This is a genomic window from Enterobacter sp. A8 (genome assembly GCF_004296595.1).
GTDB classification, from domain to species: domain Bacteria; phylum Pseudomonadota; class Gammaproteobacteria; order Enterobacterales; family Enterobacteriaceae; genus Enterobacter; species Enterobacter cloacae.
Window position 1 is genome coordinate 553,911 of record NZ_SCMF01000001.1, and the last position, 13,004, is coordinate 566,914.

General features: G+C 55.2%; 12 protein-coding genes. 6 read left to right on the plus strand and 6 right to left on the minus strand.

Annotated elements, in window-relative coordinates:
* Positions 1-129: 129 nt before the first annotated feature.
* The 3 genes from EQV24_RS02640 to EQV24_RS02650 all read left to right on the plus strand — a co-directional run bounded on the left by EQV24_RS02640 (position 130) and on the right by EQV24_RS02650 (position 2,926).
* A complete protein-coding gene (locus tag EQV24_RS02640; protein ID WP_130626124.1) occupies positions 130-870 on the plus strand; it encodes a 5'-nucleotidase, lipoprotein e(P4) family in 741 nt (246 codons plus the stop codon).
* Between the two features lie 142 nt (positions 871-1,012).
* Entirely contained in the window at positions 1,013-1,999 is a 987-nt protein-coding gene (locus EQV24_RS02645; RefSeq protein WP_100168897.1) for an MBL fold metallo-hydrolase, read from the plus strand.
* Between the two features lie 15 nt (positions 2,000-2,014).
* Positions 2,015-2,926, plus strand: a complete 912-nt coding sequence (locus tag EQV24_RS02650; protein ID WP_040022590.1) for a LysR family transcriptional regulator — start codon at positions 2,015-2,017, stop codon at positions 2,924-2,926.
* On the opposite strand, the gene EQV24_RS02655 is transcribed toward EQV24_RS02650, so the two are convergent.
* Positions 2,917-3,801, minus strand: coding sequence for a LysR substrate-binding domain-containing protein (locus EQV24_RS02655; protein ID WP_013096565.1), 885 nt, complete (start codon positions 3,799-3,801; stop codon positions 2,917-2,919). The genes EQV24_RS02650 and EQV24_RS02655 overlap by 10 nt on opposite strands.
* A gap of 115 nt (positions 3,802-3,916) precedes the next feature.
* Between EQV24_RS02655 and EQV24_RS02660 the strand changes: the two genes are divergently transcribed.
* Positions 3,917-5,407 carry a UbiD family decarboxylase gene (locus EQV24_RS02660; RefSeq protein WP_130626125.1) on the plus strand — a complete coding sequence of 497 codons (1,491 nt, stop codon included), beginning with the start codon at positions 3,917-3,919 and terminating at the stop codon, positions 5,405-5,407.
* 27 nt (positions 5,408-5,434) lie between these two features.
* Here EQV24_RS02660 and EQV24_RS02665 read toward each other — a convergent pair whose 3' ends face one another.
* From EQV24_RS02665 to opgC, 5 genes are read right to left on the minus strand one after another with little or no spacing between them, the layout of a single operon-like run.
* The gene (locus EQV24_RS02665; protein WP_045294122.1) at positions 5,435-5,860 is read right to left on the minus strand and encodes an ATP-binding protein; all 426 of its coding nucleotides are present in this window, start codon (positions 5,858-5,860) and stop codon (positions 5,435-5,437) included.
* Entirely contained in the window at positions 5,861-6,199 is a 339-nt protein-coding gene (locus EQV24_RS02670; RefSeq protein WP_045294124.1) for an STAS domain-containing protein, read from the minus strand. It abuts the gene before it with no gap.
* On the minus strand, positions 6,183-7,403 hold the full coding sequence (locus tag EQV24_RS02675; RefSeq protein ID WP_058679074.1) for a SpoIIE family protein phosphatase: 1,221 nt from the start codon (positions 7,401-7,403) through the stop codon (positions 6,183-6,185). Before EQV24_RS02675 ends, EQV24_RS02670 begins: the two co-directional genes overlap by 17 nt.
* Positions 7,404-7,411: 8 nt before the next feature.
* Positions 7,412-8,311 (minus strand): hypothetical protein, encoded by a 900-nt coding sequence (locus tag EQV24_RS02680; protein ID WP_045294355.1) that lies wholly within the window; start codon positions 8,309-8,311, stop codon positions 7,412-7,414.
* An 11-nt stretch (positions 8,312-8,322) separates the two neighbouring features.
* On the minus strand, positions 8,323-9,540 hold the full coding sequence (opgC, locus tag EQV24_RS02685) for an OpgC domain-containing protein (RefSeq protein ID WP_130626407.1): 1,218 nt from the start codon (positions 9,538-9,540) through the stop codon (positions 8,323-8,325).
* Positions 9,541-9,820: 280 nt separating this feature from the next.
* Here opgC and EQV24_RS02690 point away from each other — a divergent pair, with 280 nt between their 5' ends.
* Positions 9,821-11,638: a cellulose synthase catalytic subunit gene (locus EQV24_RS02690; RefSeq protein WP_130626126.1), complete on the plus strand. Its 1,818-nt coding sequence runs from the start codon at positions 9,821-9,823 to the stop codon at positions 11,636-11,638.
* A complete protein-coding gene (locus EQV24_RS02695) occupies positions 11,635-12,966 on the plus strand; it encodes a DUF3131 domain-containing protein (protein WP_130626127.1) in 1,332 nt (443 codons plus the stop codon). The genes EQV24_RS02690 and EQV24_RS02695 overlap by 4 nt, the downstream gene beginning before the upstream one ends.
* The last annotated feature ends 38 nt before the right edge of the window (positions 12,967-13,004 follow it).

A 13,004-nucleotide genomic window follows, 5' to 3' on the forward strand; every position in this document is an offset into this window, starting at 1 on the left:
AATGAAGTACAAGCTTAGTTCAGGATCGAAAGCACGTTTCAACAGAGCCCCAACGTGCAACCGTCATTTTTCTGTCACTTAAATTCATTACGCTTTCGTCATTTTGACAAGGGTGTTAAGGAAACAATAATGAATTCAATAGCTAAGGCATTACTGGTGGCATTACCGATGTTGAGCGCAACCGCTACCGCGGCAAATAATGAACTGTGTGAACCAAAAGCCTACGAAATGGCGCTGCGCTACCAGCAGAAGTCAGCTGAAATCATGGCGCTTCAGCTGCAGACGTACCGTTTTGCCACCGGCCGTTTTGACGAGAAAGTGAAAGATCTGAAAACGCCAGAAAATTACGCGGTGGTCATGGATCTGGATGAAACCGTGCTCGACAACACCCCGCTGCTGGTGCGCGACATGGAACAGTGCCATGACTACACCCAATGGGATACCTGGAGCGACTGGGAAAAACAGGGAAAACCCGGCCTGATCCCCGGCGCGAAGGCGTTTCTTGAGCATGTGAATCAAAGCAAGGTGCGTATCTACTACGTCTCTGACCGCATGCAGGAAAATAAAGCAGATACCATCAACACGTTAAAATCCCTTGGCCTGCCGCAGGTCTCGGACGACAGCGTGCTTCTGGATACGGTGAGTAAAGAAGAGCGCCGCCAGAGCATCCTTAAAAAGCAACAGATCATTATTTTGTTTGGCGACAGCCTGCCGGATTTCGCCGTGCAGTTTAAAAACAAAAAACCGAGTGAGCAGCAGAGCGAGCTGGTTGAGGCAAGCGCAGAGCATTTTGGCAATGACTGGATTGTGCTGCCTAATGCCGCTTATGGCTCATGGTCTAAAGCCACGCCGGACAGCTGGAAGCCGTAACAATCTGCCCGCCGGGCATGGCATTGCCGTTGCCCGGCCAACCCACTGAGCTATCCATCCCATTTATAGGTCCTATCACTGTTGAGCGGGTTCTTAAATTTTGATGCATAAGTAAGATGAGGACTTTCTAAAGGAGATCATCATGCTTACTGTCAAGAAACTTGCCCTCTCTACGCTTATCACCAGTTCACTGCTCTTTTACCCTGCGCTGCACTCCCTGGCAGAGACGCCTCAGCACGTGGTGAAACAACCAGCGGGCGGCTACAGCGTTCAGGTGGGCGACGTGCTGGTTACGTCGTTTACGGACGGCAGCGTCGCGCAGGATCTGCACACGCTATTGCGCCGGACCACAGAGCAAAAAACCGATGCGTTACTGGCGAAAAATTTCCAGGCGAACCCGGTTGAGGTCTCCATTAACGCCTTTCTGATTGCGCTGCCGGGACACAAAATTCTGGTCGATACCGGTTCAGGCCAGCTTTTTGGTCCGGGCAACGGCGGGCGTTTAATCGAGAGCCTGGCAACGCAGGGGATCAAACCGCAGGACATCACGGAAATCTTACTGACGCACGCGCATTCCGATCATTCCGGTGGCCTGATTAAGGACGGTAAGGCGGTATTTACCAATGCCCGCGTGTTCGTGGGGAAACCGGATATCGACTTTTTCTTCAATGAAGAGAATCAGAAAAAAACCGGTTACGATCAGAACTACTTTGACGTGGCACAGAAGACCTTAAAACCGTATCTTGATGCCGGCAAAGTGGTGCCGTTTACCGGTACATCAGCGCTGCTGCCGGGTATTACCGGAACGGTTCACCCCGGCCATACACCGGGTTCGGCCTTCTATACGCTGGAAAGTAAAGGCGAGAAAATTACCTTCGTGGGCGATATTATCCACGTCGCTGCGGTACAGTTCCCGCAGCCTGATGTGACCATCGCCTACGATGAAGATCAGGACGGAGCAGCCCGTGTGCGCAAGCAGGCCTTTGACGACTTTGTCAAAAACAGAGATCTGATTGCCGCGCCACACCTGCCGTTCCCCGGTATCGGTTATGTCACCAAAGGCGAACGCGCGGGCTATGCCTGGGTTCCGGTTACCTATACCAACCGGGACGCCAGCACAGCTAAATAAACAGCGGAAAACAACATGACGCCATTTTCAGACCTGGATATTGACCTGATATTGACGTTGGATGCACTGCTCACCGACCGGAACATCACGCACGCCGCCGCACGTCTGGGGGTCAGCCAGCCCGCGCTGTCAGCCCGTCTTTCGCGCCTGCGTGCCATTTTTGGCGAGCCGTTGTTTATCCCTTCCCCACATGGACGTGGGGTGTTGCCCACACCCCGTGCCGAGGCGCTGAGGCCTCAGGTCGCGGCCGTTCTGCGTGGCATCAGCGCGATGCTTGCCCCCACCGGGTTTAACCCCCGCGAGAGCAATCGCACGTTCGTCATTGCCCTGCATGAAAACCCGGCCCTGATGCTTGGGGCTGAACTGCTGAATCACATCAGACGTGAAGCGCCGGGGATCCGCCTGCGTTTCGCCCTGCCGGAGTGGGTGAACCTGCCCCAGCAGCTGGAAAGCGGAGACGTTGATATTTACATCGGCGTGAGTGCGGGCGCTCACGACGGCTGGGTCAGACGCAAACTGTTTGAAGACGCATTTGCCACCGCCCAGCGCAAAGGGCATCCTCGCGGTACGGGGCCGCTGGATCTGGGGCAGTATTGCGCCCTCTCTCATCTGGTGGTCTCCTCCCAGGGCGATCCATTTACCGGCTTTGTCGACCAGACGCTGGCCGGGCTGGGATATCAGCGCAACGTGGTGATGTCCACGCAAAGCTATGCCATGGCACCGCCTCTGGTGGCGGGGACTGACCTGATTTGCACCTTACCGGGACGCATGTTGCAGCAGTTCGCCACCACGCTGGATATTTTCCCGCCCCCGCTGCCACTCCAGCCGATCGCCATCAGCATGTTCTGGCATCCTAAAAACAGTCAGGACACGGCGAACGCCTGGCTGCGCGAACAACTGCTGCTGGCCGCCGGGCGTCAACCCTGAGCAACGGTGGTGAGGAATTTTTTTAAGACTTCAGAACGAATGATTCGGTGACAAACCAGCGTCAGTTCGCTCTCCCTGAGCCGATCAATAATGTCGACGTAAACCACATTCCCGACGCTCACCGCCCTTGCTGAGGCGGGCAAGAGCGCAATGCCAAATCCCGCCGCGACAAGGCTGATGACGGTGGGCACGTCGGTGGCATTCTGCACCACCTCCGGCTGGAAACCCGCACCGTTACAGGCGTCATAGAAATATTGTTCCAGCCCCATGCCTTGCGGGTCGCGCAGCGAGATCCACTTTTCGTCCTTCACGGATGAAAGCGTCAGCGCGGATGACGTGGCCAGGGGGTGTTGGCGAGGCAGCGCCAGCACCGTTTTCTCTGAGGTAAAGGGGCGAGATTGCAGATCGTCAGGTAACGCAGGCAACGGAGCCCGGATAATCGCCACGTCCAGTTGGTTGGTCTGCACGGCTTCGTAAAGCGTCTGCACGTTTCCGGTCATCAGCGAAATGGCAATCGCGGGCCAGTTCTCGTGCAGCTGGCGCAGCGTTGCAGGCAGCTTACCGTCGAACATCGCACTCGATACACATCCCAGATTCAACACCCCCTGTTCGCCACGGGCGGTTTGTCTGGCGTCCAGCACGGCCTGCTCGGTCATCGCAATTGCCAGCCGGGCTTTGACCAGAAACGCGTCTCCGGCAGGCGTCAGGGTTAAGCGACGATGTGCCCGGCTAAACAGTGTGACGCCCAGACGCGCCTCCAGCGCTTTAATCTGCTGACTCAGCGCAGGTTGCGCCATGTTCAGGCGCTCCGCGGCGCGGTGCATATGGAGCTCTTCGGCTACCACCAGAAAATTACGCATCAGACGAAATTGCATGATGAAGTCCCGCGAAATTTGATAACAAAATACTTATCAAAATAGCATCAATGATGCAATTGATGCTATCTGTCGTTCGCCCAACAATGGAGGTCAGCCATTAAGGGAGAAAAACATGCAAAACCCCATCAACGATCTCAGAAGCGCCATCGCGTTGCTGCAACGCCATCCAGGTCACTATATCGAAACCGATCACCCGGTAGATCCCAATGCTGAACTGGCGGGCGTCTACCGCCATATCGGCGCGGGCGGTACCGTAAAACGCCCCACTCGCACGGGCCCGGCCATGATGTTCAATAGCGTGAAGGGCTACCCCGGCTCCCGCATCCTGGTAGGTATGCACGCCAGCCGGGACAGAGCGGCGCTTCTGCTGGGTTGTGAACCCTCGAAGCTGGCGCAGCACGTTGGTCAGGCGGTGAAAAACCCCGTTGCACCGGTGGTGGTTCCGGCCTCGCAGGCACCGTGCCAGGAGCAGGTCTTTTACGCCGACGATCCGGACTTTGACCTGCGTAAGCTGCTTCCGGCCCCGACCAACACGCCGATTGATGCAGGCCCGTTCTTCTGTCTGGGGCTGGTACTGGCAAGCGATCCGGAAGATACCTCGCTGACCGATGTGACCATTCACCGTCTCTGTGTGCAGGAGCGAGATGAACTCTCTATGTTCCTTGCCGCCGGTCGCCATATCGAAGTCTTTCGCAAGAAGGCCGAAGCGGCGGGCAAACCGCTGCCGGTAACCATCAATATGGGACTTGACCCGGCTATCTACATTGGGGCCTGTTTCGAAGCGCCAACCACGCCATTCGGTTACAACGAGCTTGGCGTCGCCGGGGCATTACGCCAGCAACCGGTGGAGCTGGTACAGGGCGTGGCGGTAAAAGAGAAAGCGATCGCGCGGGCGGAAATCATCATCGAGGGCGAACTGCTTCCCGGCGTGCGCGTAAGAGAAGATCAGCACACCAACACCGGCCACGCCATGCCGGAGTTCCCGGGCTACTGCGGCGAGGCGAATCCGTCTCTGCCGGTGATCAAAGTGAAAGCCGTGACGATGCGAAACCACGCGATCCTGCAGACGCTGGTGGGCCCGGGCGAAGAGCACACCACGCTTGCCGGTTTGCCGACCGAGGCCAGCATTCGCAACGCGGTCGAAGAGGCCATTCCCGGCTTTCTGCAAAACGTCTATGCGCACACCGCCGGGGGCGGTAAATTTCTCGGCATTTTACAGGTGAAAAAACGCCAGCCGTCAGACGAAGGACGTCAGGGCCAGGCGGCACTTATCGCCCTGGCCACCTATTCCGAGCTGAAAAACATTATCCTCGTGGATGAAGACGTGGATATCTTCGACAGCGACGACATCCTGTGGGCAATGACCACCCGCATGCAGGGCGATGTGAGCATTACCACGCTTCCGGGGATCCGCGGCCACCAGCTGGATCCGTCGCAGTCACCGGACTACAGCACCTCGATCCGTGGAAACGGCATTTCCTGCAAGACTATCTTTGACTGCACGGTGCCGTGGGCGCTGAAGGCGCGGTTTGAACGGGCGCCGTTCATGGAGGTTGATCCCACACCGTGGGCGCCGGAGCTGTTTGCGACGAATAAGCAATAGTCCCACAGCACGCGTATGGTCATCGGGTCATACGCTTATTTTCTTTTCAAGCGTGGCGATATTCTCACCCGCCACGCGCTCCACCGTAAAACGATCGACGCTCAGCAAAATCAGCATCAACCCTCTGCCGCTCTCCAGCAATGGCGATGTTTCACAAAATCGGTCTCGTCTGGCGGCATCAAGCCGCTCCTGCGGGAACGCCTCACCTGCGTCGGTAAAGATAAGGCAGACGTCGCTGTCGCGGATGTCGAACCGCACGCGGAATGCGCTTGAGGGATCCTCATGCAACGCATGCCGGATGATATTCGTCGCCACTTCACAGACGGCGAGATCGAGCGCGAAACGCCATTCATCATCAACGGTAAGCGCGCATAGCCTCTCTTCCAGCCAGCTTGCCAGCGGCGTCAGCGAGCCGAGCACCGCCGGAAATTCTGCCTGCTCCGGCGTCTGCATTTACTGCCCCAGCTGCGCAAGCGCGGTGCTTTTATCCGGATAGATGCGAAATATGCGATCCATCCGGGTCAGAGTGAACATATTCATGATCCCTGGGTTCAGGGAGCATAGCGCCATTTCGCCTTTGCCATTCATCAACTTGAACAACGACACCAGCATCCCCAGCCCGCTGCTGTCGATGAAATCTACTTTGCTAAAGTCGACAATCAGGGCTTTACGATCGCTGCCAATTTCTTCCGTCACAGTGGCTTTAAACGCTGCCGCAACGGAGGCATCCAGCCGCCGGACCGCCGGCGTAAGTACGTTGGCATGCGGTAATCGTTCAGTGTTCATCATCATTCTGTTCTCCCTGCCGCTCAATTACTAATAGTGAAACATCGTCAGTTAAGGCGGTCGGTTCATCGCGATGTGCGTTACGCCAGTCGGTCAGGTGTTGACCAAACTGTGATAACAGTTCATCAACAGGCAAACGGGCGTGCTGATGAAGCCAGCGCTGGAGACGTTGCGGGCCAAACTGCTCGCCCTCGACATTCTCACATTCCGTGATCCCGTCACTGAATAAGCATAAGCGATCCCCTGGATTGAGGGTAAACGCCACATCGTCCCAGCTGAGATCGGGGATCAGCCCTACAGGCGGTCCGCCGTCACCCACGGCGGTGACGGCACTGTCTGCATTCACAATTACGGGGGTAGGATGCCCTGCCTGACACAACAATCCCTGACCCGTTGCAGGATCGATTACCCCGTAGATAATGGTGAAATAGCTGGTGATGTCGTTCTCTTCACTGCAAAACCGGCTATTCAGAATTCTGATCACCTCAGCGGGAGACTGAACCCCGCCCGCTTCGGTAAACAAGAACCGGTCCACCACCCGGCCATGTAAAAACTGGCGCGCAACCGCGAGGGACATCATCGCCGCGCCTACGCCGTGACCGGAAACATCGACGCAATAAAAACCCAGATGGGAATCGAGCGCAAAAATATTAAAGACGTCGCCCGAGACCCAGGCTGAGGGTAAGAAAAGCCAGTCGGAAAAGTAATTGCCATAACGTAAGCGGTGCGAAGGCAGCACGGAGTGCTGGACACGCGCCGCCAGCTCAAGATCCTGTTCAAGCTGGTGTAAGGCCTCGCTCAGACGCTTATTGTGCGCGGCGAGCGTCGCTTCCAGCGTCAAAATGCGCCCTCCTGCGTGTAACCGTGCCCGTAGCTCTGCCTGCTCGACGGGCTTACTCAAAAAATCATCGGCCCCGGCATGAAAACCCTGCGTCAAATCGCCCGTGTTCTCGCGCGCCGTTAACAGGATGACGTAAACGTAGTGACCCCATTCGCGACTACGGATCGCCTTGCACAGAGCCAGCCCGTCCATCACGGGCATTTCCCAGTCGCTGATCACCATGCTGACGGGCTCGCTCGCCAATATCTCCAGCGCGGCGACGCCATTCTCCGCCTCGCTCACGATGTAGCCCCACTGGGTGAGCATCCGGGAGAGTAAACGACGATAAATCAGCGAATCTTCAACGATTAAAACGTGCAGCGCTGACATGCATCCCCCTATAGCGGTAAGAACCAGATAAGGCTGACGGTGCCTTCGCGGAACTTAGCATTCCCGTTACTGTGGCCAGGGTAGCGTGTCCCCGAGTAGTTCGCGTACTGGACGGAGAACGAACCCGGCGTATAGCCTGCATAACCAAAGCTGTAGCTGTAATCGCCGTTCCAGGGTTGTTGCTGACTGCTGTCGGGGAACCAGAATGCCGTTGCCCGAATAAAGAAATGCTGTTTAAAGGTGTAACCGCAGCCGCCGAGGAATACATTTTTATTTTTGCGAATGTCATCGCTGCTAAGGTCATAGTAACGTGGGACCCAACTGTACCCTGCCTGGCAGATAATAGAGTCGCCTTTGTTGATCAGAAGCGATTTTTCTATCGGCTTCGGTAAGGAAAACTTATAGGCGAGAGTCACCGCCCCCTGCTCGAAGTAGGTATGTCGTCGGCTACCAGGCGTCCAGAAGTGATTATCACCGTAGTTGCTGTACACAAGGCTAACCGTATTAGCATGCCAGTCGTCATAGCCAAAACTGTAACGAAAATCTGCGGTGTAGCGACTGGTATCCCTGACCGGCAGCCGGGAGGTAATGTTGGCAAACCAGAAGCTATAGGGCGAATACTGCAGGCTGAGATTCAGCGTCTGGTTAATTTTTCGCTTTTGTGTGGCGCTGTCTGAGCTGTTTGGAATGCTCATCCACTGCTCTTTCAGCCCCGAACTGAAACTCAGGGCACCTGAGAATTTTTTGTCATTACCCGAAAACAGGCGCCCCCATCGACTGGTAAATACGCCAGCCTGTACCGGTTCGCCGTTTTTATCGCGCAGGGTGTCATTTTCATTACTTTGTGCCGCATCTGCGGAAGATGTTGCGGCGAGCAGCACGCCCGCCAGAAGCCATTTCTCGCGCATAACCGCCATCCTTAGTTAGGTATCCAGCGTGCGGCGACGTTATATTTCGCCATGAGCCACAGTATGCCTAGTGCCGCAGCATGCACTAACGTGTTTTCTGTCCAGGCGTGACGCCATAAATCGAACGTAATGAACTGACTCACCAGCAACACCACGTACACATGCAAAATAAAGGTATAAAGCGAGTGCTGGCCTAACGGAATGAGAAACCATCCGAACATTTTGTTGAGCGGCACCCACCACCAGGTCAGCACCAGATAGACGGTAACCATCAGCGCGATATCGTTTAATACCCGCACCGGACCCAGCCCATTTTTTGCAGCCCAGGTGTGATAAAACGTGTTGAAGGTGTCAGGTGGAATCACATGCAACAGCAGCGCAGGCGGCATAAACGGGTTGGTATGGTTCTGCGCAACAAACCCCAGAACAAGTGATACCATCACCAGCGCAACCACCACCACTTTACCTGCCGGCGTGCGGGCAAAAGAGAGTAATTCGGCTTTGTACCATCCGCACGCCATGCCCAGCACGAAAATGAACTGCCAGGCTAGCAGCGGAAAAGCGAATTCGAATTCCGCTGGCGTCAGCCGCAGCGGCCAACGCTGCCACAGGCTGTACACCAGCAGCGACAGCCCCAGCAGCCACCAGACCTTCCCTTTCTGCAACATCCCTAAAAACAGAGGGCTAAAGAGCAATAAAAAGATATATAGCCCAAGAATTTGAGTCTGATGGGGGCCAATCTGCAAATAGAGAATGATATTGAACCAGGTCTCTTTTATTTGCGGTGTCACCGGAAAAAGCGACCAGCTTTCACCCGAAAAGCGATCGGTAAAATGGGTAACCTCGAAAAGAGTAATATTGGGAACCCATGCCAGAAGAATAAATGACACTATGATAATGATATTTACACGATATATTTTCCACGCCCGGAGATAAAGCCCCCATGACACCGTAAGTAATACCACTTTTTGCAGGCGAGCACGGTTGAGCATGCCCAACATAAATCCTGAGAGAATCACAAAACCCTCTGCGCCGGTGGTTAATCCGAAACGCTCCCAGGAAAATATATTAAATACTGACATCACTTCCGTATGTGCGATGACCATCATGACGAGGGCAATACCGCGCATAAAGTCGATTCTCAGGTCTCGTGCACCTGCAACGGCATACCGCCATGTTGTTGATTTTGATTTATCTTCTTGCGCGAGCGAAGGCGCAATATGGCTCATAGGGTGTCCTTTACCAGGAAGCGAAAATAAAGTTCTAAATAAAGTAGATAGCCTATAGAAATAGTAACCGCAATTTCTCCCTGGCAGAGAAAATGGATTAAGCAAAATTTACATCCAATTAACCCATGCTAAATATTACTCATGTGCATGGCTGGACACTTTTATTCGGCGTTCTACACTTACCTTAAATTTCGTTCAATCGCTTTTTCTTTGGCCTTCGGGTAACTGTCTGCGCCGCAGAATGGGGCTGCATTTTCACGGAATCAGGAAAGCCGGATCTATGGATTTTTATTTTTCCCGTTTTGAACATCGTCAACCTCCGGAACCGTTAAAAACGCCACGTTGGGTCATGATGACCTGGCAGGTGTTAGCGGTCGCGGCGCTCATACTGGGCGCAAATTATATTTACTGGCGCTGGACCGCCTCCCTGAATACCGATGCCTTGTGGTATGCCATTCCGCTGGTTCTCGCCGAAACCCTGGCATGGATCGGAACCGTGCTGTTTACCATCAATTTGTGGAAAGAAGAGGATCCACCGCAAAGTCCCCCTCCCAGCGATATTAACGCCTGTCTGTCGCCCGAGGAGGCCACGGAACCGCGTCCTGTTAAAGTGGATTTATTCATCGCAACCTATTCCGAAGACACCGAGCTGGTACGGCTCTCCATTCAGGATGCGCTGAAGATGGATTACCCTTTCCCGATTGACTACCGGATCCACGTGCTTGATGACGGCCGCCGCCCGGATATGAAAGCCGTCTGCGAAGAGGAAGGCGTCAATTACATCAGTCGCCAGACTAACATCGGCTTTAAGGCCGGCAATCTGCGCAACGGCCTTGAGCAAACCGACGGCGACTTCATTGTTATTTGCGATGCCGATACCCGGGTCTTCCCTACTCTTCTCAGCCATACGCTCGGCTATTTTCGCGACCCCGATGTCGCCTGGGTACAGACCCCCCAATGGTTCTTCGACCTCCCTGAAGGCGAAAATTTGTCACACTGGGGACACCGTAAAGCAGGGAAAGTTGGCTATGGCCTGGGCTGGGCGATCCAGAAGCTGGTTGGCTCGGTGACCCTTGGCCGCGATCCGTTTTTCAACGACCCGCGCATGTTCTATGACGTGATCCTGCGACGCCGCAACTGGGCCAATGCGGCATTCTGCTGTGGAGCGGCCTCCATTCACCGCCGTGAGGCCGTAATGCAGGCCGCACTGAGAAGCTATGCCTGGTCTGTTGAAGAGGAGATCCATCGCCATACCCGGGATATCCGTGACGAAGAAACGCGGGAAGCCTTGCAGAATGCGATGCGTCCGCACGTGGCATTTGACACCGAATTAACGCCCTACAAATTCCACGTATCGGAAGATATCTATACCTCAATTTTGTTGCACGGTGATGCCGCAAGACGCTGGCGTTCGGTCATGCACCCGCGCGTTGAATCGAAAATGCTCTCCCCGCAGGATATGCTGACATGGATGATCCAGCGCTTTAAGTATGCCGCCGGCTCGCTGGATATTTTGTTCCATGACAATATCTTCAGTCGCCGCCGCTTTAAGCTTTCTCTCCCTCAGACGCTGATGTACGCCACAACCTTCTGGTCTTATCTGGCCTGCGTGTGGAACACGGTGTTTTTGATTTCGCCCATCATTTACCTGTTCACCGGCATTCCACCGGTTTCAGCCTGGTCGACGCCGTTCTATCTCCACTTTCTGCCCTTTTTTATCCTCTCTGAGCTGGCCTTTATGTTCGGCACCTGGGGGATTTCGGCCTGGGACGGCAGGGCCTCTTACCTCTCCTTCTTTTCCATGAATCTGCGCGCGCTCAACACCGTGCTGCGAGGCGAACAAATCAAGTTTCATGTTACGCCGAAAGAGAGGCAAACCGGCCGTTTTCTCTATCTGGTGAAGCCGCAGATTGCCATCGTGGTACTGACCCTGGCGGGGCTTCTCTGGGGAGGAATCCAGGTCGCTCGCGGCCAGGTTGACGATCCATCTGGTTACGTCATCAATATTTTCTGGGGAACGGTCAATATCGCCGCCATGCTCCCTCTGATTTTCGCGGCCATGTGGACGCCAGCTGAAGAGGGAGAGGTCAGCCAATGAGACGACGCGATGCCCTGCTTTCTGCGCGCAGTTATTTGACAATTTTGCTGGGGTTCCTGCTCGGTTTTGCCATTGTGGTGTGGGTTGAGAAACAAATGCCTTCGCGTGTGGAAAGCAGCGGCGGCATTGCGCTCAGTAAAGATTTCCCTCCACTGCCTGCGACACGCGAACTGACCTATAACGAAGCCATCTGGGCGCGGGTGGCATGGCAGTATTACGTGAATAATACCCAGCCAAACGGGCTGGCGAACGCCAGCGACGGTGAGCCATGGCTAAGCCTCTGGAGCGTGGGAAGCTATCTCTTTGCGACCATCGCTGCACAGCAACTCAATATTATTACCACCGACGAGTTTGACGAGCGGATCGGCGCCGCCCTGTTCACGCTGGGGGCGCTACCGCTCAATGATAAAGGGCTCCCGGCCGCCTATTATCATGCGGACACGCTGAAGATCCTCGGCAAATCAGACGCCTCGCCCATAGGGCTCAGCCGCCTGCTGACGGCACTTCAGACTCTCCTGTGGCGCTACCCTCAGCACGCCGCGGCGGTAGGTGATGTGTTTAGCCACTGGCGTACCGGCTCGCTGATTGAAAATAACACTCAAAGCCAGGCGGCCGTGCCGCTTCATCACTGGACGCTGACTGCCGATGAACAGCGGGACAGCTTTGGCTATCGACTCTATGCCAGCCATACCCTGCGTTTGATTGACAGTGCAGCGGGCCTCGCGGTCACCAACCCGCCTGAAGGGCAAAAGATGATCGACCTGGATGGCATCATGGTCCCCGATGAAGGGTTACGTACGCCCTGGGGCAAGCAGACCTCTCTGATCAGCCTGCCCTATCTGTTAACCGGTCTTGAGCTGGGTTTTGATGCCCAGAGCGCGGAAATCGCGTGGCGAATTATGCAAATTCAGCAGCGTCGCCACCACCTCCGTACACCAAAACCGCCTGTCAGCACGGATTATGCCGAACCGGCACCGGATTATGTTACCGACCTGCCAGACAGACAGCCAGTACAGGCACGCGCCTTGCGCGACGAAGCACCGGAGAAGGTAGCCATTACCTCAACCCGTTCTGCGTTTGCCTGGTATGCCCTGTTTCGTAATAGCTGGAGTGAAGCGCTGCGCCAGCAGGTTGAGCCGCTTCAGGTGCCGGGCAAAGGCTGGCAAAGAGGATTAAATCTCAACAATAGCGTTAATTCCGTCGTAGATGCGGATACCAATGCCATTGTGCTGGAAAGCCTGTCTTATATCGCGCATGGCCAGATGCTCTGTCTGGCCTGTCTCTACACGGCCCCACGGCCATCCACTTCTGCAGGAGCAACGCCATGAAGCCACGATCCCTGATCTTCTTTCACCTGCTGACGGGA

Coding starts and splice junctions, on each gene's coding strand:
- EQV24_RS02680 (WP_045294355.1), bottom strand. CDS start 8,311: ATGCGCGAGAAATGGCTTCTGGCGGGCGTGCTGCTCGCCGCAACATCT.
- EQV24_RS02695 (WP_130626127.1), top strand. CDS start 11,635: ATGAGACGACGCGATGCCCTGCTTTCTGCGCGCAGTTATTTGACAATT.
- EQV24_RS02650 (WP_040022590.1), top strand. CDS start 2,015: ATGACGCCATTTTCAGACCTGGATATTGACCTGATATTGACGTTGGAT.
- EQV24_RS02690 (WP_130626126.1), top strand. CDS start 9,821: ATGGATTTTTATTTTTCCCGTTTTGAACATCGTCAACCTCCGGAACCG.
- EQV24_RS02640 (WP_130626124.1), top strand. CDS start 130: ATGAATTCAATAGCTAAGGCATTACTGGTGGCATTACCGATGTTGAGC.
- EQV24_RS02675 (WP_058679074.1), bottom strand. CDS start 7,403: ATGTCAGCGCTGCACGTTTTAATCGTTGAAGATTCGCTGATTTATCGT.
- EQV24_RS02655 (WP_013096565.1), bottom strand. CDS start 3,801: ATGCAATTTCGTCTGATGCGTAATTTTCTGGTGGTAGCCGAAGAGCTC.
- EQV24_RS02645 (WP_100168897.1), top strand. CDS start 1,013: ATGCTTACTGTCAAGAAACTTGCCCTCTCTACGCTTATCACCAGTTCA.
- EQV24_RS02665 (WP_045294122.1), bottom strand. CDS start 5,860: ATGCAGACGCCGGAGCAGGCAGAATTTCCGGCGGTGCTCGGCTCGCTG.
- opgC (WP_130626407.1), bottom strand. CDS start 9,540: ATGAGCCATATTGCGCCTTCGCTCGCGCAAGAAGATAAATCAAAATCA.
- EQV24_RS02670 (WP_045294124.1), bottom strand. CDS start 6,199: ATGATGATGAACACTGAACGATTACCGCATGCCAACGTACTTACGCCG.
- EQV24_RS02660 (WP_130626125.1), top strand. CDS start 3,917: ATGCAAAACCCCATCAACGATCTCAGAAGCGCCATCGCGTTGCTGCAA.